21 protein-coding genes, 2 tRNA genes and 1 other RNA gene are annotated in these 23,350 nt (G+C 68.7%); 10 read left to right on the plus strand and 14 right to left on the minus strand.

The features are described 5' to 3' along the window. Positions 1-16: 16 nt before the first annotated feature. The 9 genes from B0I29_RS38730 to B0I29_RS38770 form a co-directional block, all read right to left on the minus strand. Positions 17-1,351, minus strand: a complete 1,335-nt coding sequence (locus B0I29_RS38730; protein WP_111654147.1) for a glycosyltransferase — start codon at positions 1,349-1,351, stop codon at positions 17-19. Between the two features lie 323 nt (positions 1,352-1,674). Beyond that, positions 1,675-2,466 carry a hypothetical protein gene (locus B0I29_RS38735; RefSeq protein WP_111654148.1) on the minus strand — a complete coding sequence of 264 codons (792 nt, stop codon included), beginning with the start codon at positions 2,464-2,466 and terminating at the stop codon, positions 1,675-1,677. Positions 2,467-2,558: 92 nt separating this feature from the next. Beyond that, positions 2,559-3,188 (minus strand): GTP-binding protein, encoded by a 630-nt coding sequence (locus B0I29_RS38740; protein ID WP_111654149.1) that lies wholly within the window; start codon positions 3,186-3,188, stop codon positions 2,559-2,561. Further along, positions 3,166-3,624, minus strand: a complete 459-nt coding sequence (locus B0I29_RS38745; protein ID WP_111654150.1) for a DUF742 domain-containing protein — start codon at positions 3,622-3,624, stop codon at positions 3,166-3,168. The genes B0I29_RS38740 and B0I29_RS38745 overlap by 23 nt, the downstream gene beginning before the upstream one ends. Continuing rightward, a complete protein-coding gene (locus B0I29_RS38750; protein WP_111654151.1) occupies positions 3,621-4,067 on the minus strand; it encodes a roadblock/LC7 domain-containing protein in 447 nt (148 codons plus the stop codon). The genes B0I29_RS38745 and B0I29_RS38750 overlap by 4 nt, the downstream gene beginning before the upstream one ends. Continuing rightward, positions 4,064-7,261, minus strand: a complete 3,198-nt coding sequence (locus B0I29_RS38755; protein ID WP_111654222.1) for a HAMP domain-containing sensor histidine kinase — start codon at positions 7,259-7,261, stop codon at positions 4,064-4,066. Before B0I29_RS38755 ends, B0I29_RS38750 begins: the two co-directional genes overlap by 4 nt. Next, positions 7,248-8,399: a hypothetical protein gene (locus tag B0I29_RS38760; RefSeq protein WP_221402712.1), complete on the minus strand. Its 1,152-nt coding sequence runs from the start codon at positions 8,397-8,399 to the stop codon at positions 7,248-7,250. The genes B0I29_RS38755 and B0I29_RS38760 overlap by 14 nt, the downstream gene beginning before the upstream one ends. Before the next feature lie 443 nt (positions 8,400-8,842). Further along, positions 8,843-10,513, minus strand: a complete 1,671-nt coding sequence (locus B0I29_RS38765; RefSeq protein WP_111654153.1) for a DUF885 domain-containing protein — start codon at positions 10,511-10,513, stop codon at positions 8,843-8,845. A 19-nt stretch (positions 10,514-10,532) separates the two neighbouring features. After that, positions 10,533-11,591, minus strand: a complete 1,059-nt coding sequence (locus B0I29_RS38770) for a PHP domain-containing protein (RefSeq protein WP_111654154.1) — start codon at positions 11,589-11,591, stop codon at positions 10,533-10,535. Positions 11,592-11,622: 31 nt separating this feature from the next. Here B0I29_RS38770 and mtnA point away from each other — a divergent pair, with 31 nt between their 5' ends. Beyond that, the gene (mtnA, locus tag B0I29_RS38775) at positions 11,623-12,585 is read left to right on the plus strand and encodes an S-methyl-5-thioribose-1-phosphate isomerase (RefSeq protein ID WP_111654155.1); all 963 of its coding nucleotides are present in this window, start codon (positions 11,623-11,625) and stop codon (positions 12,583-12,585) included. On the opposite strand, the gene B0I29_RS38780 is transcribed toward mtnA, so the two are convergent. The 3 genes from B0I29_RS38780 to B0I29_RS38790 are packed head-to-tail and all read right to left on the minus strand — an operon-like array spanning position 12,582 to position 14,891. Beyond that, positions 12,582-13,154, minus strand: coding sequence for a DinB family protein (locus tag B0I29_RS38780; protein WP_111654156.1), 573 nt, complete (start codon positions 13,152-13,154; stop codon positions 12,582-12,584). The genes mtnA and B0I29_RS38780 overlap by 4 nt on opposite strands. A gap of 40 nt (positions 13,155-13,194) precedes the next feature. Further along, a complete protein-coding gene (locus B0I29_RS38785; RefSeq protein WP_111654157.1) occupies positions 13,195-14,139 on the minus strand; it encodes a prephenate dehydrogenase in 945 nt (314 codons plus the stop codon). Continuing rightward, positions 14,136-14,891: a M23 family metallopeptidase gene (locus tag B0I29_RS38790; protein ID WP_111654158.1), complete on the minus strand. Its 756-nt coding sequence runs from the start codon at positions 14,889-14,891 to the stop codon at positions 14,136-14,138. The genes B0I29_RS38785 and B0I29_RS38790 overlap by 4 nt, the downstream gene beginning before the upstream one ends. Positions 14,892-14,989: 98 nt before the next feature. On the opposite strand from B0I29_RS38790, the gene B0I29_RS38795 reads away from it, so the two are divergent. The 4 genes from B0I29_RS38795 to tadA all read left to right on the plus strand — a co-directional run bounded on the left by B0I29_RS38795 (position 14,990) and on the right by tadA (position 16,698). Further along, complete coding sequence (locus B0I29_RS38795) at positions 14,990-15,379, plus strand: hypothetical protein (RefSeq protein WP_111654159.1); 390 nt, start codon at positions 14,990-14,992, stop codon at positions 15,377-15,379. A 66-nt stretch (positions 15,380-15,445) separates the two neighbouring features. Beyond that, entirely contained in the window at positions 15,446-15,649 is a 204-nt protein-coding gene (locus tag B0I29_RS38800) for a hypothetical protein (protein WP_111654160.1), read from the plus strand. A gap of 90 nt (positions 15,650-15,739) precedes the next feature. Then, the gene (locus tag B0I29_RS38805; protein ID WP_111654161.1) at positions 15,740-16,255 is read left to right on the plus strand and encodes a tRNA adenosine deaminase-associated protein; all 516 of its coding nucleotides are present in this window, start codon (positions 15,740-15,742) and stop codon (positions 16,253-16,255) included. After that, entirely contained in the window at positions 16,252-16,698 is a 447-nt protein-coding gene (tadA, locus tag B0I29_RS38810) for a tRNA adenosine(34) deaminase TadA (RefSeq protein WP_111654162.1), read from the plus strand. Before B0I29_RS38805 ends, tadA begins: the two co-directional genes overlap by 4 nt. Positions 16,699-16,785: 87 nt before the next feature. On the opposite strand, the gene deoD is transcribed toward tadA, so the two are convergent. Then, positions 16,786-17,493 carry a purine-nucleoside phosphorylase gene (gene deoD / locus B0I29_RS38815; RefSeq protein WP_111654163.1) on the minus strand — a complete coding sequence of 236 codons (708 nt, stop codon included), beginning with the start codon at positions 17,491-17,493 and terminating at the stop codon, positions 16,786-16,788. A 115-nt stretch (positions 17,494-17,608) separates the two neighbouring features. Here deoD and B0I29_RS38820 point away from each other — a divergent pair. From B0I29_RS38820 to B0I29_RS38835, 4 genes are all read left to right on the plus strand, one after another. After that, positions 17,609-17,698: transfer RNA gene (locus B0I29_RS38820), tRNA-Ser, on the plus strand. Between the two features lie 350 nt (positions 17,699-18,048). Then, positions 18,049-18,258, plus strand: a complete 210-nt coding sequence (locus B0I29_RS38825; protein ID WP_111654164.1) for a hypothetical protein — start codon at positions 18,049-18,051, stop codon at positions 18,256-18,258. Positions 18,259-18,427: 169 nt separating this feature from the next. Beyond that, positions 18,428-18,769 carry an STAS domain-containing protein gene (locus tag B0I29_RS38830; RefSeq protein ID WP_111654165.1) on the plus strand — a complete coding sequence of 114 codons (342 nt, stop codon included), beginning with the start codon at positions 18,428-18,430 and terminating at the stop codon, positions 18,767-18,769. Between the two features lie 372 nt (positions 18,770-19,141). Next, positions 19,142-22,915, plus strand: a complete 3,774-nt coding sequence (locus B0I29_RS38835; protein ID WP_111654166.1) for a hypothetical protein — start codon at positions 19,142-19,144, stop codon at positions 22,913-22,915. 159 nt (positions 22,916-23,074) lie between these two features. Here B0I29_RS38835 and B0I29_RS38840 read toward each other — a convergent pair. After that, positions 23,075-23,162: transfer RNA gene (locus B0I29_RS38840), tRNA-Ser, on the minus strand. An 86-nt stretch (positions 23,163-23,248) separates the two neighbouring features. Between B0I29_RS38840 and ffs the strand changes: the two genes are divergently transcribed. Continuing rightward, positions 23,249-23,345: signal recognition particle sRNA small type (ffs, locus tag B0I29_RS38845), an RNA gene on the plus strand. Positions 23,346-23,350 lie beyond the last annotated feature (5 nt).

Genomic DNA, 23,350 nt, shown 5'->3' on the forward strand with positions numbered 1-23,350 from the left:
AGGGGGAGGGGGATTTTCAGGCGGCGACGGGCTGGAGGATGGGCTCCTCCACGAGGCGCTCGGTCTTGGCCCAGGACTGACGGCCGCTGGCCTGGCGGCCCAGCGCGCGGTAGGTGGCGGCAAGACCGAGAACCAGAAAGGCCGGGTACGCGAGAGCGGCGACCAGCATTCGCGACAGGCCCTCGTCGCCGCGCTTGTTGCGGTGCACCACGGCCCAGAGCAGGCCGGGGAACGTGGTGACAGCGATCCAGATGGCGCCGCTCTCGGCCAGTACGGCCCAGGTCGGCAGGAACGGGACCGGGTGGCCGATCAGCAGGCCGGCCGTGCCGGAGGCGCCCATCACGATGATCGCCACCGTGACCATCGCGTTCGCCCACGGGGAGAGCAGGTAGTGCAGCATCTCGGCGAGCGCGGTCCGGGCGATCCGCCGCGACGAGAAGAGGCGCATCAGGTACTGGGCGCACTGCATGTTGCCCTGCGCCCACCGGGTCCGCTGCCGGGTGAGCCGGCGGACGTCGACCACGGCCTGCTGGGTTACCGAGGAGCGGGAGGTGTACCGGATGGAGACGCCACCCAGGTGCATCCGCAGGCCGAGCTCCAGGTCCTCGACGAGGCAGCTGGACCACGGAGCGCTGCCCAGAGCCTGCAATGTGGAGAGTCGGCTGAACTGGCCGTTGCCACCGAGGCCGACCGTGTCCAGGACGTCGCGCAGGTTCTGGCAGGCGTCGACGATCGCGCCGAACTCCAGATCCTGTACGGCGCCGAGGAGCTTGTTGCGGTTGCGGATGCGTACCTGCACCTGGACCGCGCCGACCTTGGTGTCACGCATCAGCCGGGAGACCTCGACCAGGATGTTCTCGCTGCCCTGGCCGTCGCCGTCGATGATGCCGATGACCACGCGCTCCGGGCTGACGCCGGCCTCCGCGGTGCGCTCCGAGATGAAGCGGTACGCGGCGTTCAGCGCCTCGCCCTTGCCCTGCCGGGCGTTGGGCAGCTCACGCCGCATGACGCTCAGCCGAGGGTGATCGATAGCGGACAGGACCTCGGGGGTCCGGTCGTCCGAGCCGTCGTCCACGACCAGGACCCGGGCCAGGGTTCCGGCCGGGCCACGCAGCCGCAGGGCCGCGTTTACCGTATTGGCGACGACGGCTTCCTCGTTGAGGGCCGGGACGATGACCCAGAAGTGCTGGGGGCGTCCGTCGCCGCCGGCGACCGCCTTGTTGATCACCTTGGCTCGGTGTGTTCCGTTGTACCGGACCGCGAACCACACCAGGACGAGTGTGGAGATCGGCCAGGCCAGCAGGATGGCGTATCCCGTGATCGCGATGAGCCAGCTGTTCGCCCAGGACATCTCGTACCTCCCTCGTCCCAGTCACTGTTCGTGATGTCCGTCGAGCTCGGCGGGCCGCGCTCTTGGACGTAATAGGACATTAGGTAACTACCGAGCGTGACTCAAGAGCGGTGAGAGGAACGGCGCCGCATACCGACCAAAAGGGCTAACCCAGACATCTCACAAGGCGTGAGGCGTCGAAAATCGGGCGCGATTCGCCCGATTTGCAGGGATCGGAACTGAATTCGCGCCGGAGTGGTGTGACTGCGGAGAGTGAGATCCTGGGGCGCGACGGCACTAAAGGGAAATGGTCACTCTAGGTGACCGCCGCGTGGCCAGAACGATCAGTCGTGCGGGGCGTCCAGCAGGGTGGGGTCGTCGCGCAGGAGGGCGGCCAGCCGGCGAGCGGCCTGCTCGGTCTCCTCGGGGCGCTCCACCTTGAGCGGGATCGGTTTCGCCAGCGGCTGCGGGAAACCGGGCTGCGCGGCCGGCTGCGGAGGCTGCGGTTCGGCGTACGCCTGGGGCTCGGGGTAGGCCTGCGGTGACGCGTACCCAAGGGGGGTTTGGGGTGGAACTGGGGGTGGGGGTGTCGCGGCGAACGGGTGTGGGGCCGGCTCGTAAGCCTCCGAAGAGGACGGTGAGACGAACGGGCGCTCGGCCGTTGGGGGCTCTTCGTAATCAAAATCGGTCGGACCGAAGCGATCCTGATCGTCGCGGCTGGCCCGGGGTGGCTCGGAGTACGCAGGCTCCGCATAGACCGGCTCGGAATAGGCCGGCTCAGAGTAGGCCGGCTCGGTGTAGACGGGCTCGGCGTAAACCGGCTCGGGGTCCACGTCGATCTCGAAATCGGCGTGTTTCGCCTCGGCCTCGGCGGCCCGGGTCGCGACCGAGTTGTCGGCGCTCACCTGCACGACACCGTCGGCGAAACCGAAGTGGAGCAGCACCGGATCGCCCGCGCCCTCGACGCCGACCGTGACCGCAAGCTGGGGATTACGGGCGATCACACCCGCGATCGCCTCGACCAGCTCGGTCACCGCCGGCGGAGTGCCGGGGTTCTCTCCGGTGGCGCGCCGCCTCAGCTCATCACGCCGGGCGAGCTTGTCGAGCGCGTCGTCCAGTCCGCCTCGCACGGTCACCGTCCTCATTTTTCTCACGCGGTCGCCCGGCACTCCAACTGTGCCCCTTTTGTGGGCGGTTGGGAACCGTTACCGGGCGACCCGCGCACACACTACGACGTCTTCATCCTGATCGCCTTATCGAGTGCCTGGTCCAGAACGACGAGCAGGGCATCCCGTACGGAAGCGCGGAAACGCGCGTCGAACGAGACGACCGGCACGTCTTCGCGGATCGCCAGCGCCCAGCGGACCTCGTCGATGCTGTAGCTCATTTGCCCGTTGAAGGTGTTGATGCCGACGACGAACGGAAGCCCAGCGCGCTCGAAGTAGTCGACTGCCGGATAACAGTCATCTATTCGGTTGGTATCTACCACAACCAGGGCACCGAGTGCACCCTTCACCAAGTCGTCCCACATGAAGGCGAACCGGGTCTGACCCGGCGTACCGAAGATGTAGAGCTTGAGGGTCTGGTCGATGGTGAGAACACCGAAGTCCATGGCGACCGTGGTGCCGGTCTTCATGGTCGCCTGACCTGGATCGTCGATGCCCACGGACTCCGACGTCATCTCGGCCTCGGTGGTCAGCGGTGAGATCTCGGAGATGGCACCGACCGTCGTGGTCTTGCCCACACCGAAGCCGCCGGCCACGATGATCTTTACCGGGACCGGCGCCTTTTTGGGCGCGGGGGCACCGGGAATGCGCGCGGTGCCGACGACGCGGTTAGCTGATGGATCGAAGTCCACGGATCACTCGCATGATGGTCTCGGGGTCAGGTGTGTCATTTTCCAGGACGTGGACGTCCAGCTGGCCGGTGGCCCGAAGGTCACCGACGAGGATTCGGGTGACGCCCAAGTGCAGGCGCAACCGAGCGGAGATCTCAGCGACCGAGATCGGGCTCTCTTCGCAGAGAGACACGATCGCCCTGGTTTCCGGAGATAGCCGCGACGGTGGTGAGCCAGCCACCACCGTCACCTGAGTTTCCATACCGATGTCGGGGTCTCCTCCATCGGTCCGCCCGGACGTGATGACGAACGGGCGTAGAGCGTTGCTCGACTGCTCGACCGGCGGGTGCTCCCCGGTGGGGGTGTAGCCGCCGGTCGAGTGCTTCGAACCGGATTGCAGGAAGGGCCGGACTCCGGGCCGCGCCGGAGGCACTGCGTCAGGGTCCGGGTAGGTCATTGCTGGACGGCGTTCTTCAGCTCGGCGATGAGGCGCGGGCTCAGGGCGCCACCGGCGCGCGTGGCGAAGAGAGTCATCTCGTACGCCAGGGTGCCCAGGTTCGCACTGCGGTCCGCGATGACGCCGAGCACCGAGCCGGCGCTGATCGCGGTGACCAGGAGGTATCCGTCGGCCATGTCGATGATGACCCGGTTCAGGGCGCCCAGCCGGTACCAGCTCGCGGCACCGCCGGAGAGGCTGGTCAGGCCGGAGACCACGGCCGCGAGGCGCTCGGCGTTGGGCCGGTCCTTGATCGCGGACATGGCCATGAGCAGGCCGTCCGAGGAGACCGCGATGGCCTCGATCACTCCCGCGGTACCGGAGGTGAAGGAGTCCAGCAGCCAGTTGAAGGTTTTGGCTTCAGCGCTGAGCTGGCTTTGTGCAGCTGCATAGGGGGAAGTCATCGCGGTTGTCCCTCGTGTTGTGGCTGGCTTTCATTCAGCGCGAGTGCGACGCCGTACTCGAACTGATCCATCAGAGCCCGCGCGGCATCCGGGTCCAGCTGGGCCGGGGCCGGGGGCGGAGTCGGACGGTGCGGCTCGTCGTCCGGCAGGGTGGCGCCGGGTACGCGACGAGTCAGCGGGGTGCTCCCGGGCGTGGTCGGCGGGGCCGGCGGTGCCGGATCGGCCACCGGTGCGTTCCACGACGGGCTGGCGGCAGCCGGGGCCGGCGTGTCCCAGGAGGGTGCCGGGGTGTTCCACTCAGGCTGACCGTTGAACTGGGGCTGGCTGCCGTATGAGGGCTGCTGGCCGAATTGGGGCTGGTCGAAGTTCGGCTGGCCGTACTGGGGCTGGCCGAGCTGGGGCTGGCTGAGCTGGGGCTGGCTGACCTCGGGCGCCGGCATCGAGACGCTCGTGTCGAACTGCGCCTGGCTGACACCGGCCTCGAAGGCGTCGAACGCGGCCCGGGCAGCGAGGGCGTCGTCCTGAGACGGTGCCTTGGCGTGCTGCTGCGGAGCGCTTTCGGCCGGCAGCTGGCTACCGGGAACCCGGCGGCGCAGCGGCGTGCCGTTGCCATTCCCGTTGCCGTTGCGTGCGGGCTCGGAGCTCGGCGCGGGAGCGTTGTGGAAGTTGTCAACATTGCGCTGCTGCGGGAGCTGCGGAGCCTGCGGGGGAATGGCAGAAGCCATCGGGGCCTCCACGGCGGGAACAGGAGCGTTCCACGCCGGCTGTGCTTCGCTCCAGCTCGGCTGTGTTTCGTTCCAGCTCGGCTGGGTCGGGGGTTCGGTGTTCCAGGCCGGGCCGGCCGACGGGGCGGACGGCAGCGCCGGAAGCGCGGCCGGAACCCGACCGGCGACCGGGGTGCCCATGTCGTACGTCGGAATCGGCTCCGCGTGGACCGGGGCAACCGGCTCCTGGTACGCGATACCGGGCGTGTAGATCGGCTCGGCGTCGTAAACCGGCTGGCCCGCGTACGGGTCAGCGGCCTGGGCGGCCGGGGCGAACTGGCCGGACTGGGCGGCCTCGGCAGGCTGCGGTGCGAACGCGTTCCACGAGTTGCCGGTTTCCAGCGTCGCCGTGGCCCGGGTCAGAACGACCGGGTCGAACGGCTGGGCACTGCCCGGCACCTGACGGCCGCCGGCGCTGGTGATCGCCATCTCGGTGGTGTTGCTGCGCAGCGCGCCGGAGTACGCCGGAGCCGCGGGCACGTTCTGGTACTCCGGAGCCTGGATCTGCGGCGCCGCGGCCGGAGCCGGGAAAGCCGGAGCCGGTGCCATGGTGAGGTTCTCAACCCGGGAGATCAGGTGCGACGGGTTGAGGTCGACCCACGCGGTCAGACCGCCGTCAGGCGTGTCGGTCAGGGTGACCTCGATGCCGTGCCGGCGAGCCAGACGGCCGACCACGAAGAGGCCGAGAACCTCGGTGGGGGCCAGGTCGAGACGCTCACGACGGGTCAGTCGCGCGTTCTCCTCGGCCAGACGCTCGGGTGCGAGGCCCAGGCCGTGGTCGATGATCGCGAGACGGGCGCCGCCACGCAGCTCCTCGGCGGAGACGGTGACCGACGTGTGCGGCGGGGAGAACGCTGTCGAGTTCTCCAGCAGCTCGGCGAGGAGCAGCGTGAGGTCGGCCAGGACGGCCGGGACCACGACGATGTCTTCCGGGACGTCGACCTCGACACGGGTGTAGTCCTCGATCTCACCCAGGGCGAGACGAACCACGTCCGAGAGGGCCAGCGGCGCCATGTGCTCGTTCGCGCCGGCGCCACCGGAGAGCACGACCAGCGCGGACGCGTTACGGCGAAGACGGCTGGACATGTGGTCGAGGCGGTACAGCTCGCGGAGACGATCGCTGTCGGTCTCCTTGCGCTCCAGGCTGTCGATCAGCGAGAGCTGGCGGCCGACCAGGTTCTGTGTACGCCGGCCGACGTGGCCGAACATCTGGGCGACGTTACGACGGCCGACCACCTGGCGTTCCACCAGCCGGGCGGCGGTGGTCTGCACGCGGTCGAACGCTCGGGCCAGGTCACCGATCTCGTCCCTGGCTTCCACGTCGACCGCGTCGAGGCGGATCGGGCGTACCTGGGCTTCACCCTCGTCGTCGGCCACACGCTCGAGTTCCGCCTCGGCGGCACGGGCGATGCGGTCGGCGGAGACGGTCAGACGGCGCAGCGGCCGGGCGACCGCGCGGGCCATGAAGATGCTGAGCGTGATAACCAGGATCAGCAGCAGGAACGAGCCACCACCGATGAGGAACGCCTGACGGAGCGCGCTTTCCCGGTTGGTGTTGGTGATGATGTCCACGTCCTTGGCCACGCGCTTCTCGACGAAGCTACCGAGGACCGTGACGGACTGGAGCGAGGGGAACAGCGTGCTGATGTCGAGGCCCTTGAGAGCCTGCGTCGGGTTGGTGCTGAGCGCCGTCTGGAACTCGTCACCCACGCGGGACGCGAACGCGTCCTGGGTGTTGATGTAGAGCTTGTACTGCGCGTCGGTGAAGTACACCTTCGAGCTCGTGATGATCGATTCGATCTGGCTGAAGGTCGCGCTGAACGCGCTCAGCAGCAGGCTCGCCGCCTGCGGGTCCCGGCCGGCGACCACCGCGGCGGCCAGGTAACAGCCCGCCTGACCGATCAGGTCGTCGGAGCGCATGGCGCGCTCAAGGGCGTAGACCTGGCGGCCGACGCCAGTGGTGAGGTCGGCGCTGGTCGCGAGGCCGAGGCCGTCGATCAGCGGGGTGATGACCTCGTTGTAGTCCTCCACCACGGCAGCGATGTTGGCGACCGCGTTGTTGAGGACGTTCTGCCGGGTGACGTTGAGTTTCGCGGCGCCCGAGACGGTGCGGCGCAGAGCCTGCGGCATGTCGTCGAGGCTGGACAGCGAGGCCAGCGACTCGATGGCCTCGCTGCTCTGCACCACGTAGGTGGGCCGGTCGACCTGGCCGAGGAGGAAGCCGACCGCGAGCAGTCGTTCCTCCTGAAGCTCGGTCAGCGCGGAGCTGACCTCGGTGGCGAGGGCGACCGTGTTGGAGATGTCCTGGGCGCTGCGGGCTGCGTCGATGCGCTCGTAGATGACCGGGATGCTGAGGCCGACGACCCCGAGCAGCGGTACGAGCACCAGCAGGGCGAGCTTGCCCAGGATGCGGAACTTACCGAAGAGCACCGGAACGCTCCCGCCGCGTAGCACCGTCGCCGTAGCCGGAATTGTCACCGTAGTTCGGCGCGGGGTCGTAGGGGTTGTTGCCGCCGTAACCGCCACGGTCGCCCTGGACCGAGACGTCGCGCGGGGAGTCGTCCGAGCCGCCGGCCTGGCGGGCACGTGCCCGGGTCCAGAACGTGGCGACCAGGATCAGAGCGATCGCGACCGCGAGCAGGACCCAGGCCTCGGCACGCCGGTAGTTCAGCGAGTCGACACGGTCCTCAAGCAGGGTGGCCATCTCCTTGAGCACGACACCGGAGAGCGCGTTGAGCGCGGTCTGCAGGGTGCTCTGGGCGGTCACCATCGCGGAGACGTTCGGCGCGCCGCCGAAGTTGGCGCCACGGTTGGCGTCCTCGATACCGCGCTTGAACGAGTTCAGGTTGGAGACCAGGTTGCCGGCGAGCGTGGGGCTCTCGGTCTTCTCCACCGCGGCCTGGAGGTTGTCGGTGAGCTTGTCGCCGGCCTCCTGCACGATGAGGGCCTGGTAGCCGAACTGCACGTTCAGCGCCGCTTTCGCTTTCGACTTCGCGGCGGCGACCATGTTGGCCGTGTCGCCCATCCGGCTCACCGCGGTGACGGCCTCGGGCATGTTGACGCCCGCCGCCTCCTGCAGGAACCAGATGTCGCTCTCCTCGTCACGGTTGAGCGTGGAGTTCTCCCGCACCGTGTCGTAGAGGGCGAGCGTCAGGTCGGACACCTCGACGTGGGCCTCGTAGATCGTGGCCGAGTCGCCGGTGACACCGGGCATCTTGCTGATCTTGTCCTTGAGGTTGGCCCACCGGTCCGTGGTGCCGAGCTCGCCGCCGCCGATGCGCTCGTCGACGCCCTGCACCCGGGCCACGGCCGCGGTCAGCGAGGCCGGCTCCGCAGAGACACCCTGCAGTGCTGACGACTGGGACTCCGCGAGCGCGCTGACCAGCGGTGAAAGTGCGGTCAGGTACTCGACGCCCTGCTGTTCGAGCGTCAACCGGTCCCGGTGTTCGGTGTTGTCATCCAGAACACGCAGGAACAGGGCTGCGGCAGGCAGCAGCACGAGAACCGTCAGCACCACCGCGAGGGCGGAGCGTAAACGGGCTCGCCGGCTGTTCACCGAGACTGACATTGCTTTTGTCCTCCGCCATGCACACGCGATGGGCCATCAATTGACTACGGAGAGTAGTCATGCGGGCGCACCGATCTGGGTCAATCTATCCGAGAAAACCTCAGAAAACCCCTTTCCAAGGGTCAGAGTTGTCTCGGCTGATCGGGGGATACGCGACGCTGTCGGCTCGGTTGTACGGGCATCCGCACTGGGGCTGTGGCTCAAAAAACACCCAGTCCACGGGGCCCGGAAACCAAGTGACGAGCGCCGCGCAGATCGTATCCGCACCCTAGGTAAGACGTGAATATGAGTTCTACTTCGGATTTGTTACGTCTTCCCCAGTAGCCCTTCACGGAAAGTGTCCAGCCAATTGCTCTCGGCTAACAATTAACTGAGGGTAGTGGTGTGTGCACATAAAGAAGGGTCTCTCCGTCCCGATTTCGGTGCGGAGAGACCCTAATGACTCAAATCCTTGCCAGTGCTTTTCGGAGTGGATCGAGGCCGAGCGCACCGAGGTTCAGGGCGTCCCGATGGAAGGTCTTGAGGTCGAAATCACTGCCTTTGCGCAGCTTTGCTTCGTCACGTGCTTGTAACCAGATCCGCTCGCCGATCTTGTATGACGGCGCCTGCCCCGGCCAGCCCAGGTACCGCTTCCACTCGAAGCGCAGGACCTCCTCGGGCATCCGGGTGTGCGCCCGCAGGAACTCCCAGCCGAGCTCCGGCGTCCACCGCTCGCCCGGGTGGAAACGGAACGGGTTGTCCCGGGGGATCTCCAGCTCCAGGTGCATGCCGATGTCGACGATCACCCGGGCGGCGCGCAGCGCCTGCGCGTCGAGCATGCCGAGCCGGTCGCCCGGATCGGTCAGGTAACCCAGGTCGTCCATCAGGCGTTCGGCGTACAGCGCCCAGCCCTCGCCGTGCCCGGAGCACCAGCAGAGCAGCCGCTGCCAGCGGTTCAGCGAGTCGGCCCGGAGCAGCACCTGGCTCATCTGGAGATGGTGACCCGGAACACCCTCGTGGTAGACGGTGGTGACCTCACGCCAGGTGGAGAACGTCTCCTGGCCCTCCGGCACGGCCCACCACATCCGGCCGGGGCGGGAGAAGTCCTCGCTCGGCCCGGTGTAATAGATGCCGCCGTCGCTGGTCGGGGTGAGACAGCACTCCAGTTTCCGAGCGGGCGGCTCGATGTCGAAATGCGTGCCGTTCAGCTCGCTGATCGCCCGGTCGGAGAGGGACTGCATCCACTCCCGGAACGCCTCCTTGCCGGCGATGCTGCGGGCCGGGTCGGCGTCGAGCACGGCCACCGCCTCGTCGACGCTCGCGCCGCGTCCGGCGATCACACCGGAGACCGCGTTCATCTCCTGCTCCAGGCGGTGCAGTTCCTCAAAACCCCAGAGGTACGTCTCCTCCTGGTCGACCTTGGCGCCGAGGAAGTACTGCGACGCCAGGGCGTACCGCTCCGGGCCGGCCGCCTCTTTCTCCCGGCCGCGCGGGGCGAGCTCGTCGCGCAGGAACTCGCCGAACGCCGCGGTGGCCTCGGTCGCGGCCGTGGCGGCCCGGTCCAGCTCGGTCGCGAGCGCGCCGGAGGCGGACAGCCGGCGGGTGAGGCCGTGGAAGAAGTCGTCGCGGGCCGGATCGGTCCAGGCGACGCACTGCTCGGCGACCGCGAGCAGCTGGGCGCGGGCGCTGATCTGGCCGGCGTCGGCGCCCTCGATCAGGGTCCGGCGGTACTGCTCCAGGGCTTTCGGCATGGCGTTCAGCCGGGTGGCGATGTTGGACACCGCCTCCTCGCCCTCGGACGGCATCATGTCGAAGACCATCCGCAGCATGTGCAGGCCGCTGGTGATGACGCTCACCTCGGTGGTGGTGTACCCGGCGTCGTACCGGGCCGCCTCCAGACCGAGGCGTTCCATCATCGCGTCCTTCGCGACCTCCTCCGACTCGTGCTCGGCCTCGGTCACGTCCAGGTCGTTGAGGGTGCGGCGGGTCAGTTCGGCCTGTGCGGCGAAACCTTCCGGCGAGAGGTCGTCGGTCTTGTCGTCGTACCCGGAAATGCCGACCGCGGTCGCCCCGGTGGGGTTGAGCGCGGCCCACTCGTCGACGTAGCGGTTGGCGAGTTCGTCAATTCGTCCCACCTCGCCGACCCTACGGGAATCACACGTGCGACCGGGTCCACTCGACCAGGCGATCGGCCGTCCAGGTGTTGACCACCCGATCCGGTGGCACGTCGCAGAGTGCGGCCCGCTCGCAGCCGTTGCCCAGCCAGTCCAGCTGGCCGGGCGCGTGCGCGTCGGTGTCGATGCTGAACAGGCAGCCGGCCTCGACCGCGACGGTGAGCATCCGCTTCGGCGGGTCGAGCCGGTCCGGCCGTGAGTTGATCTCGATGGCCTTGCCGTGCTCGACCGCCGCGGCCAGCACCTTCTCCAGGTCGAACGTGCTCGGCGGCCGGGTACGCCCGGTCTTGTGCGCGGCGTCGCCCTCGCCTTTCGCCGACACCTTGCGCCCGGTCATGTGCCCGAGGATGTCCAGATGCGGGTTGGCCAGCGCGTTCACCATCCGCCGGGTCATCCGGGCCGACTCGTCACGCAGTTTGCTGTGCACCGAGCCGACCACCACGTCGAGCCGGGCGAGCAGCTCGTCCTCCTGGTCCAGCGAACCGTCGTCGAGGATGTCCACCTCGATGCCGGTCAGGATGCGGAAGCCCTCGGGCAGCGCCTCGTTGAGTCTCGCCACGTGGTCGAGCTGGCGGCGCAGCCGGTCGGCGGTCAGGCCGTGAGCGACGGTGAGCCGGGGCGAGTGGTCGGTGAGCACGAAGTACTCGTGGCCCAGATCGGCCGCGGCGAGGGCCATCTCCTCGATCGGCGACCCGCCGTCCGACCAGTCCGAGTGCACGTGACAGTCGCCACGCAGCGCCGACCGCAAGGCCTGCGCCGCGGCCGGTAGGTCGGTGCCCTCGGTCGCGGTGATCCGGCGCAGGTAGACCGGTTCCTCGCCGGCCAGCGACTCGGTGACGCAGCGGGCGGTGACCTCGCCGATCCCGGGGAGTTTCGCCAGGGTGCCGGCCTCGGCGCGCTCGGCCAGCTCCTCCGCCGGGAGCTTCGCGACCGCGGCGGCCGCCGACCGGAAGGCCTTCACCCGGTACGTCGCCTCGTTCGCCCGTTCCAGCAGGAACGCGATGCGCCGGAGATCGGCGACCGGATCACGGGATGCCATCAGGTCAGCCTAGGGCTTTAGTCTTCGTGGAATGCGGACGATCGATTGGGTGAACGGGGCCGTCGAGATCATCGATCAGACCGCCCTCCCGGGTGAGCTGCGCGTTCTGCGGCTGCACACGGTGGGCGAGCTGATCGCGGCGATCCAGTCGCTGGCGGTGCGAGGTGCCCCGGCACTCGGTGTCGCGGGGGCGTTCGGGGTGGCGCTGGCAGCCCGGGTCCACCACGACGACCCGGTGGCGCTTGAGGTAGCCGTACGAAAGATCGAGACCGCGCGCCCGACGGCGGTGAACCTGGCCCGCGGCGCGTTGCGCGCCGCTCGTCTTCTGCCGCTCGGTCCGGACGCCGTGCTCATCGAGGCGTGCGTGATCCGGGACGAGGAGATCGTCGCGTCGCAGGCCATGGCGGCCATCGGCGCCGACCTGGTCACCGAGCTGTGCGGGCCCCGGCCCCGGCTGCTCACGCACTGCAACACCGGCGGCCTCGCGGCGGTCACCATCGGCACGGCACTCGGCGTGGTCGGTGAGCTGCACCGGCGTGGCGGGCTGGGCTCAGTGATCGCCAGCGAGACCCGGCCACTGCTGCAAGGCGCGCGGCTGACCTCCTGGGAGCTGAACCAGTGGGGGGTCGAGCACCGGGTCGCGGTGGACTCGGCCGGGCCGTTCCTGATGGCCCGCGGCGAGATCGACGCGGTGATCCTCGGCGCCGACCGGATCTGCGCCAACGGCGACGTGATCAACAAGATCGGGACGTACTCGCACGCGCTCGGCGCCCGGCGGGCCGGCATCCCGTTCCTCGTGGTGGCGCCGGAGTCGACGGTCGACCTGGACACGCCCGGCGGCGACCAGGTCGAGATCGAGGACCGGGGCGCGGCCGAGGTCACCGCGTACGGCGACGCGGTGAACCCGGCCTTCGACATCACCCCGCACGACCTGGTGACCGCGATCGTCACCGACCGCCGCGTGATCCGCCTGGACCACGGCGAAAAGCCTTAGACCGCGGGCTTCCAGGGCTTCATCCAGTCGGTTTCCGGCCAGCCCTCGGCGGCGGCCATCAGTGGGTACGCCGTGCCGCCGTCCACGCTTTCCCGGATGACGTCCGCATGCCCGGTGTGCCGCGCGGTCTCCTGGATCAGGTGCAGCAGCACCCAGCGCAGTGACCAGAAGTCCTGATCGGCCGGGTTCCACGGGACCGAGTGGTCGATCGGGACCTGGTGGTCGAGGTTTGCGAGGTCCTTCACGGTCTTCTCGGTGGCCTGGGCGATCACGTCGTACCGGGCCAGGACGTCGTCGATGGTCTCGCCCTCGGCCAGCGCGAAGTTCGCCTCGTAAGCGCCGTAGTCGAGCGGCTGCTTCTCGCCGCGGACCGTCGCCATCCAGCCCTCCTCGGTGGAGGCGCAGTGTTTGATCAGCCCGCCGACGGTGAGCGGGCTCGCGCTGGCGGCGGACCGCAGCTGCTCGTCGGTGAGCCCGTATGCGGTCAGCCTGAGCACGTAACGCATCTGGGTGAGATAGGCGAGCAGACCATCCTGCTCGTCGGCGATGGGACCGACCTGACCGGGCATGGCGACTCCTTCTTCGTTGTCGCCTCCCACGGTATGGCCGTTAGCGGCCACTTTCTGGCCGCAATGCGACAACCTCGCCGTCACCCACCGATGTCACCCATCCGCCGGACCGCCCGAGCTCCAGCAGCGCCGGAACAGCGGCCGGAATCGTCGCCGGCTCACCCGGTGTCGCGGGCCATGCCTGGCGGGCCTGCGCACCGAGCCGCAGGTGCGGAACGAGAGCCGTCCCCGGATCGTCCGCGTCCAGCGCGCCGGACATCTCCTCCAGGAGGCCGATCAGCCGGTGCAATTCCCGCTGCACGGATCTCCGGTTGCCGCCACACATCGCCGCGGTCAGTTCCGGCCTGGTCGCGGCGACCCTCGTCCCATCCCGGAAAGACCCGGCGCCCAGCGCCCCGGCCAGCGGATCATCCGAGATCTGCGCGGCCAGCACCGACGCGAACAGATGAGGCACGTGACTGATCTTGGAAACCGCCGCGTCGTGCTCGTCCGCGGTCGCCGGCACCACCCGCGCGCCCATCCCGGTGAACAGGCGCGCCAGCGTCAGCCAGTCACCGAGATCGGTCTCGCCCGGCTCCAGGCAGAGCACCCAGGCGCACCCGTCGAACAGATCCTTCTCGGACGCCGCGAACCCTGACGTCTCCTTGCCGGCCATCGGGTGCCCACCCACGAACCGGCCCACCCCATGCGCCCTCACCAGGTCCCTGACGGGACCTTTCACCGAGGTCACATCGGTCACCAGGCCGTCGTACCCCGCCAGCTCAGTGATCAATTGCGGCAGGACCGGCATGGGTACGCCCAAAGCAGTCAACTCCGAGCCCGAGGCAGCCTCGGCCAGCGACTCGGCGACCGGGAAACCCGCCGCACGGGCCGCGTCCCGGGTGGCCGGGTCAGCGTCGAAACCGACCACCTCGTGCCCGGCGGCGTCCAGCGCCCGCAACAGCGACCCGCCGATCAGGCCCAATCCGGCGACGGCGATCCTCATGCCTTGCAGTCGTTCTTCTTTTCCCAGCTCTCGACGGTCGAGACGGGGCTCTTCTGGCCGCCCTTGCGCCACGACTTGAGGAACGTCGCCGGCCAGATCACGCCGCGCCGCACCTTCCAGTCGCCGGTTTTCGCGCACGCCGGCGAGATGCCGTAGTGCAGGTGGCAGACGTTGTTGGCGTTACCCGTCTTCCCCGTCTTGCCGAGCAGCTGGCCGGCCTCGACACGGACGCCGGCCTCGATGCCGGACTGCACCTTGCTCAAGTGCGAGCCGTAGTAGCGCACGCCGTCGTCGCCGAGGATCGACACCGACAGGCCGCCGTTGTTGGGTCCGTCGGCGCTGCCCTTCACGTACTTGTCCTTGAGGCTGATCTCCAGAACCACACCGCTGGTGGTGGCGACGAACCGCTCGCCGCAGTCGACGAAGATGTCGGTCGCCGGGTATTTCGAGTGCGTCGTGTGGAAGTCGACGTTCGACGCGTCCACCGGGAAGGCGTACTTCACTGTCGTCGGCGCCGGCGCGCTGCTGCTTGCGGCGGCCGGAGGAGATGCGCTGGTCGTGGTCGCCTCGGTCGGCGCCGGTGCGGCCTCGGCGGGCGCGCCCGCGGACGGTGCCGAGCCGAACTGGGGTGTGGCGGACGGCTGCACGAAGATCGGCGTCGCCGCCGGCGACCCCGCACCGGCGACACTGCCGCAGCCGGCCAGGCAGGCGGCGACGACGGTCAGGCCCGAGAGGGTACGGAGGAAGCGCACCGAGCCATCCTGACAGAAGGCCACGCCCGCCGCAGACTCCGCGCTGGGCCCGGTAGCTGGATACGCTGAGGGCGACGATGGGTGGAGAGGGGACCGTGATGGCTGATCGGCAGGGCCTCTGGAGCACGTCCGCACCGCCGCCCGGGTACATGCCGTCGCCGCTGGACCACCGGCAGCTCTCGCCCAGCCCGGCCCGGCCGGTCTACCGCGAACCGCACCCGGTCAAGGCCGGCCCGGTGCTCAGCGGACTGTCCGCCGCGGCCGTCTGGCTCATCCTCTTCGGCAGCCTCGGGCGCGGCCTCGCGTCGTACGCGTGGTGGACCATCGCCGCGGCGGTCAGCGCCTGGCTCGTCGCGCTTCTGCTCGCCGTGGTCGGTGACCGCGGCGCGGCCGTCGGCGTGGCGGTGGCGAGCGGTCTCGGGCTGTCGATCGCGATGACTTTCGTGGGGCTGCGATGGGCCGACACGTACGACTGGCCGCTGTGGTGAAACGGCCACCTTTCGTGCACCCTTCGTCGCGCTGAGAAGCGGGTCTGCCGAACTCTCCATCGACCCTTGACGAACGCGGAACCGCCGGTCACTCTCGGCTTCATGGCCCCCTCGCCAGAAAAGCTCGACCCCGAGCGCTGCCGCCGCCGGCAGGCGCTGCTGGCAGCCCTCGCGCAGGCGAAAACGGTCCGCGAGCCGGACCCGACCCAGCGGATGCGTGGCCTGCGGTTGCGTGAGCTGATCGCCGCGCGCCGACGTCCCGCGAACTGACTTCGTCACAGGTCAAGGCGTGGCGCGATGCGCCCGCCTCGCCACCCGCTACCGTCAGGCGCTGAGGATAAGAGTCGTGTTGGGGGAATCGTGTCGATTTTCGCTGCCGCCGTCGGCCGTACTAAGAACGGGTGGACGGCGTCGGAGCTGGACCTGACGGGCCTGGCCGACATCGACGAGGTGGTGGACGCGCTGCGCGATGCGGAGCCGGACGCCGATCTCGCGGTGTTGTTCGTCGAGAGCGACGACGAGTACCTCTCGATCCTGCGCCTGGATGAGGGTGACGACCTGCGGATCTTCGGATCCGACTCGGCGTTCGCCGAGGAGTCCAGGATCGGATCAGTGCTGCTCGGTGAGGTGGAGGCGCCGGCGCTCGGGGTGGACGACCTGAGCGCCAATGACGGCGACGATGACGAGGAGCGCCCGGCGGCCGATCCGGACGCCGATCCGATCGGCGACGCTGAGCTGCTCGGTGACCTGGGTGTCAACGCGCAGCGGCTGCTGGAGCTGTGTGGCAAGGACGGGATGTTGCCGTCCGACGTCACCGCGGAGATCTGTCAGAGGATCGGCTGCGGTGACGAGATGGAGGAGCTGCGCGACGCGTGAACCGTCGTTCGCAGCACGAGGAGTGGATGCGGCGCGCGCTCGCCGTCGCATCCGCCTCGCCCGATGACGTGCCGGTCGGCGCGATCCTGCTCGGCCCGGACGGCGCCGAGCTGGCGGCGGCCGGCAACGAACGCGAGCTCACCGGCGACCCGACGGCACACGCCGAGGTGCTGGTGCTCCGGAAGGCCGCTGCCGCGCTCGGCAGCTGGCGGCTGGACGGCTGCACGCTCGTGGTGACGCTGGAGCCGTGCACCATGTGTGCCGGCGCGCTGGTGCTGGCCCGGGTGTCGACGGTGGTCTTCGGCGCCTGGGAGCCCAAGACCGGAGCGGTCGGCTCCCTCTGGGACGTGGTCCGCGACAGCCGCATCAACCACCGCCCCGAGGTCTACGCAGGCGTGCTGGAAACCGAGTGCGCACAGCTGCTGCGCGACTTCTTCAGATAACTGAGCCGGCTGGCTCCGCCCTGAGCCGGTTGGCTCCGCCCTGAGCCGGTTGGCTCCGCCCTGATCCGCAGGGCGGAGCCGGCAGGATCAGCTGATCGCGGTGTCCAGGCCGATTTTGACCATGTTGCTGAAGCCCTGCTCGCGCTGGGCGGAGTCCATGGCCTCGCCGCGCTTGATGTGATCGCTCACGGTCAGGATGGTGAGCGCCTTGGCGCCGTAGCGGGCCGCGATCGTGTAGATGGCGGCGGACTCCATCTCGACAGCGAGCACGCCGTAATCGGCGAGCGAGTCGTAGAGGTCGGGCCGGTCGGTGTAGAAGGCGTCGGCGGCCAGGATCGGGCCGACCCGGATCGGGACGCCCTGCTCGGCGGCGATGTCGACGGCGGTGCGCAGCAGACCGAAGTCGGCCACCGGCGCGTAGTCGACCAGGCCGTCGAAGCGGGTCCGGTTCATGTTCGAGTCGGTCGCTGAGCCGATCGCGGCGATCACGTCACCGAGGTTCAGGTCCATGGCGAGCGCGCCGCAGGAGCCGATCCGGATCACGGACTTCACGCCGTACTCGTTGATCAGCTCGTGGGTGTAGATCGAGGCCGACGGCATGCCCATGCCGGAGCCCTGTACCGAGACCCGCTGACCCTTCCAGGTGCCCGTGAAGCCGAGCATCCCGCGGACCTGGGTGTAACAGACCGCGTCCTCCAGGAACGTCTCGGCGATCCATTTCGCCCGCATCGGGTCGCCGGGCAGAAGCACCCGCTCGGCGATGTCGCCCGGCTTGCCGCCGATGTGCACGCTCATGAGGTTTCTCCGCTTCGCTTGTCCATGAGTTCGATCTTGCCAGGTCAGCACGTTCCGGCCGGGTTATGGGTGACCCGGCGACGAGCGCTCCCAGGCGTCCGGTAACGTACGTACCGGTGGCGTGTCCGAGCGGCCTAAGGAGCACGCCTCGAAAGCGTGTGAGGGTTAACGCCCTCCGAGGGTTCAAATCCCTCCGCCACCGCCAACCAGCAGAGCCTGGTCCCTTTTGGGGGACCGGGCTCTCTGTATTTCTAGCCGCTTCGCTGTTACGCTCCGTGGCCTTCGGCGGGATCCCCCGACCATGTGAGCGGCGACTCATCCGTTCGGTTGTTCCCCATGATCAGTGCCTGTCTGTGTAACAGCGGTGTTTCGCTGCACGTCAAGGCCGTAATTACGCACCGTAGTGAATCTTGGACGGCCCTGCGATGTAGGGAGTAGCGCAAGTCACGCGGGTCAAATCCACCGGATCAGACAATGTGGTTCCGACCGGGCGGCGACCAACATTCGGAGGATCGCCCTACGCAGATCTGTCGATGTGTGTCCTAGATTTGACACGTGAGAGTTGAGCATCACTGGTGGAATGGCGACCTCCGTCTCCAGCGTCGTGACGTCTACATCCGGACCGACGGCGAGATGTGGGAGGTTGAGGCCCAACTGGGCGGCCCTGAGGGCAAGTCCAAGGTGCAGCAGTGTCCCGGCCGGGCTTCAGCAATGATCCTGGCCGACGCGTGGCGAGGTCCACGCTGGCGGTGGCGCGAACTGTAAGTCGCGCCAGGAGCCTGGGCTGTGCCGCCATTGCTTGACTGTTTTCGGCCAGCCTTCACGATCGGGTCGGACCCCTTGGGGTCCGGCCCGTTTGTGTTGTTACCCGTGGGAAGTCAGACGCACGTCTTGTCCGATGTGCCCGGAACATGTGGATCTAGCGTTTGTTTTTATGCGCGCCATTGTCATCGAGCACCGATCCGACGTCGTGGTTCTCCAGCTGTGCGGGGAACTCGACGCCGACTCGGCTGCCCGGCTGTACAAAACGCTCGCGGAGCTGCTGGAACGACCGGTTCCCCGGATCGTCGTGGATCTCAGCGAGCTGAAGTTCTGCGACTCGGTGGGCCTCAGTGCGTTCATCACCAGCAAGCAGGTGATCGTGTCCAGGGGCGGCTGGCTGAGTTTCGCCGGCGCCGACCAGTTCCTCACTCAGTTGCTGGAGACGGTGGGCCTGAGCCGGTACTTCGCCATTTTCCCTGAGGTCGAGGACGCGATAGCGGCAGCCCGGATGTGAGCGGGGGGCCGTAACGGGTTCGTCGCCTCCTCTGGGCTGGGAACTCCCGAATGGTGGGATAGTGGATTAGGTCGATGCCTCACGCTGCGATGATCTACGCCTGTTGATGAAGCCGCTGATCTGCGGGTTAAACGGGGGATCTTCGTGAGGCGTTGGGGCGCCGCTCTGCTGAGCGGTCTGATAGTCGCTGTTCTGGCGCCGGGGGCCGCGTTCGCGGTGACGCCCGAGCCATCCGTGTCCATATCGGCCAGCCCGTCGGAGTCGGCCTCGGCGTCGCCTTCAGCAGCGGAGTCGGCCTCGGTCGAGCCTTCGTCGTCCGTACCCTCGGCTGTTGGGTCTTCGCCCACGCCTTCGCCTGCCGCGTCCTCGGCAGTGCCCACTGACAAGGTCGCGCCCACCGAGAAGGTCGCGCCCGCCGAAGAGCTCGCGCCCGCTGAGAAGAGCGCCGCCGGCTGTGGCGGGGAACTCGTCCTGGGGAGCCCGGTCAGCTGTGCGGTGATCTCGGGCCAGGAGCGGCACACCTACACCGTGCGGACCACGGTCGACGGTGAGCGGCTTCTGACGAACTTCGTCAGCGGCGGCAACGACGCGCAGGCCACGCTGATCCTGTCGGACGGCGGGACCTGTTACGTCGGCGCCTACTCCGACGGATGTCAGGCGCCGCAGGCCGGTGTACACACGATCGAGGTCTTCCTCAACTACAGCGAGGGTTCCACGTCGTACGCGCTAGGCGTCGAATCGCAGACCAACCCGTCGAAGTGCGTCACCGTGGACTCGTTCGCGGCGAACGGGCCGAAGCTGTCCGGCAAGCTGCCGCGCGGCGCGGCCGGAGACTGCTACCGCATCGACGGCAAGGCCGGCATGCGGCTCACGGCCGAGATGACGCAGACCGCCGCCGACGGCAACACCAACCTCGCCGACGTCCGGGGCTGGATGCAGAACCCGGCCGGCGAGCGCATCTGCCCGATCCAGTTCGGTGGCGGCGAGTGCACCCTGGAGACGGACGGCGAGTACCGGGTCTTCCTGGCCGACAATTACGCCGGTGCCACCGACTACACGTTCCGTCTCGTCCGGACCGACGTGGTGACAGGCTGCGACTCACTGCGGGAGGCCGGGTTCGGCGCGCTCTCCGCCGGTCAGTCGGCGAGCGGGGCGATTCCGACCGGCGAGTACCGCTGTTACGCCGTCGACCTCTCGTCCGGACTCAAGTTCGTCCAGTTCCGGGACGGCGGGCAGATCCTGTGGGACCTGACCGGGACGAACGGCTCGGTCTGCGGCAAGTACTCGACCGAGTACCGGCCCTGCGAGGTGGCGGCGGGCGCCTACACGCTGTGGCTGCGCAACCAGGACTGGACGTTCGATCCGGTCGCGTTCAGCGTCTCGATCGCCGACCTGGGCGCCACCGAGGGGTGCGCCGCGCAGTCCGGCACTCAGTGGAACCAGCCGGCTCAGGTCGTCACACCGGCCTCGCCGGTCGAGTTCTGGTGCCAGCCGTTCACCGCGGCCGCGGGCGAGCGGGTCCGGGCGTACGTGAGCGGCGGTGGCCTCTCCTGGATCACCGACGCCACCGGCGCACGGATCTGCGACGGCCAGGACTCCAGCCAGGACGGTTGTCTGCTGCCCGGCTCCGGGCCGTACCGCCTCATCGGTGAGGTGGACGGCGACGACGAGGTCAAGCTGCAGATCCGCAGCCTCTCCGCGCCGGCCGGCTGCCCGGTGATCACCCCGGGTGCGTACGGGTCGGCTCCGGCCGGCGCGTTCTCCGGTAACCGGTGCCGCGTGCTGAGCGTGCCGGCCGCCGGCCGTCACCTGGTCCGGGTCGTCGACGGCGAGAGCTACGAGCCGTGGGCGCAGATCTACAACGCCGCGGGCCTGAAGGCCTGCTCGGCCGGTTACCTCTGCAATTTCCCGGCCGCCGGCGAGTACACACTGGTCATCGGCTCGGGAGTGGAGGAGTCGCAGTACGCGACCGTCTTCACCGCGCCGAACGGGCCGGGATGTCTCCCGGTGAGCGACCAGGGCCTCGCCGATGCCGCATATCGGGGATCGCTCTCGGTCGCCGGCGAGACCGACTGCCTCGAACTGCGGGACAGCGTGGCCGGCGCCACGATCGACGTGCTTCTGCCGACGCGCGCCGCCGACGCCGCTCGCCCCGGGTGGACCTTGATCAACGGAGCCGGCGAGAACCTGTGCGAGACCAACTCGTGCAAGCTGGCCGGGCCGGCGCCGTACCGGATCCTGCTCTCTTCGAGTGAGGGCGTCGCGGCAGGCGAATACGCGCTGATCGTGCAGCGCACCGACCGGATCACCGGCTGTGCGGCCCTCCCGCTGGGCGCCATCGGCGACAACAGCGGTGTGACCACGGCGTTCTCGGCCGACCGCTTCGCCACCTGTTACACGATCCCGGCGGGGCAGCACGCCACCTCGGAGATCTTCAGTCATCTGCCCGTGAACGGCGGGACCGGCACCGCCGTGTTCACCGTTCTGGACGAGACCGGGCGGGTGGTCTGCGGCAGCGAGTGGGACGTCACCTACCAGCTGATCCACTGTGGGCTCACGACCGGTAAGGCGTACACGGCGGTGCTGGTCGCGCAGCCGGCGAACGTTCAATATCGGGTGAGCCGGCGCGATGCCAGCCCGGCCGGGGCCAAGTGCCAGGCGCCCGCGTCGACAGTGCTCGGCGGCCCCGGTGCGGCGGGCACCCTGACCGGTGCGGGCGACGTTCGCTGCTACCGGGTCAGCACGTCGGCTTCGGCTGTCTTCTGGCTCGGGTTGCGCAGCACCGACCACACGGCGCGATACCGGATCACCGACGCGGCGGGGAAAGCGCTGTGCGACGGATTCGTCTATCCCTGCCGGGTGTCCGGGTCGACGAGCTACCAGGTCTTCGTCCGGCCGGTGGCGGGGCGCGCATCGGTGCCGTACCGGTTCGACGCCTGGAACCTCGGCACCAAGGACAAGCCCGCGGCGCAGTGCGAGAAGGCGTACGGAGCACCGGGTTTCGGAACGCTCACCGGAACGCTCGGCGATCAGCGGACCGCGATCTGCGTCGCGGTGCCGGTGAAGAACCGCAGCGAGTTCCTGGTCCGGCTGACGAACACGGCCGGCAGGGCGGAGATTCCGGAGTCCTACTACTTCCGGCTCGGCGGGCCCGTCGACTGGACCAGCCCGTGCTCCTGGAGCTCCCGGGGCGGCCAGGACTGCGAGGTCAGCCTCCCCAGTTCGGAGCCCACCGGGATCGCGCTGTTCGTATTGGCGCCGGAGACGCCGGGCGGGACGTTCCCGTTCAAGGCCGACACGACCTGCTACTACGAACCGTGCACGATTCCGTACGTGCTCGGCTCTGTCTCGCCGAACAGCGCGCTCAACAGCGGCCCGGTGAACCTGTCGCTGCGCGGCAACGCGTTCTCCGCCACCGACACGGTGACGCTGACCCGCTCCGGCTCGGCGTCGATCAAGGCGGCCGTACGGAGTTTCGTGAACGGCACCCTCACGGTCACCGCTGACGTGACGAACGCGGCGGCCGGGGCGTGGAACGTCACCATCCGGTCGGCGAAGGACGGCCGGCAGGCCACGATCGCCGGGGCGGTCACGGTACGGGCTACCGCGCTCAAGCTGACCAAGGCGCCGTCGATCAGCGGCACGGTCCGGGTCGGCTCGACCGTCAAGGCGGTTGCCGGGTCGTGGAGTCCGGCGGCTACCGGGTACGCGTATCAGTGGTCGGCCAATGGTGTGGCGATCAAGGGGGCGGTCGGTTACGCGTACCAAATCCCCGCCGCCCAGCGGGGGAAGCGCCTGACGGTGACCGTCACCGCAAAGCGTGCGAACCGGGTGAATTCCCCGGCGGTCTCCGCCGGGGTGACGGTGGGCTGGGGCATCGCGCCGGCGGCGACCATGAAGCCGAAGATCACCGGGACGGTCAAGGTCGGTAAGACGGTGAAGGCCGCGGCCGGCGCCTGGTCACCGTCGGCGAGTTCCTATCGGTACGAGTGGCGGCTGAACGGCAAGGTCATCAAGGGGGCGACCGCTTCCAAGCTGAAGCTCAAGAAGGCCTGGAAGGGCAAGAAGCTGACCGTCGTGGTGATCGCCAAGCGCGCCGGGCATTACGACGGCAAGGCCACGTCGAAGGCGCTGAAGATCAAGTAGTCAGACGGCGAGGGCCGGCCCCGATCAGGAGCCGGCCCTCGCCTGCACTGTTTTCAGGACGAACGATACGAGACCGGCTGGTGACCTTGCGCAGCGGGTCTGCCCGGAAAAGCCCCGGAAAACCAGGAAGGCCGGACCCGATGGGTCCGGCCTTCGCACTGGCGGAGGATACGAGATTCGAACTCGTGAGGGGTTTCCCCCAACACGCTTTCCAAGCGTGCGCCCTAGGCCACTAGGCGAATCCTCCGTGCGCCAGAATACAGACGTTTCCCGGCACCCCGAAGGCGGGGGGAGGGGGTCGGCGGCGGCTCGAAGCCGCCAGGTAGGCTCCTCGGTAGCCCCTCGTGCGGCGTGTATCCCGTGAACCTCCCCAGGGCCGGAAGGCAGCAAGGATAAGCGGGCTCTGACGGGTGCACGAGGGGTCCTTCACTTCTG

Source organism: Actinoplanes lutulentus, from assembly GCF_003259845.1.
Lineage (GTDB): Bacteria > Actinomycetota > Actinomycetes > Mycobacteriales > Micromonosporaceae > Actinoplanes > Actinoplanes lutulentus.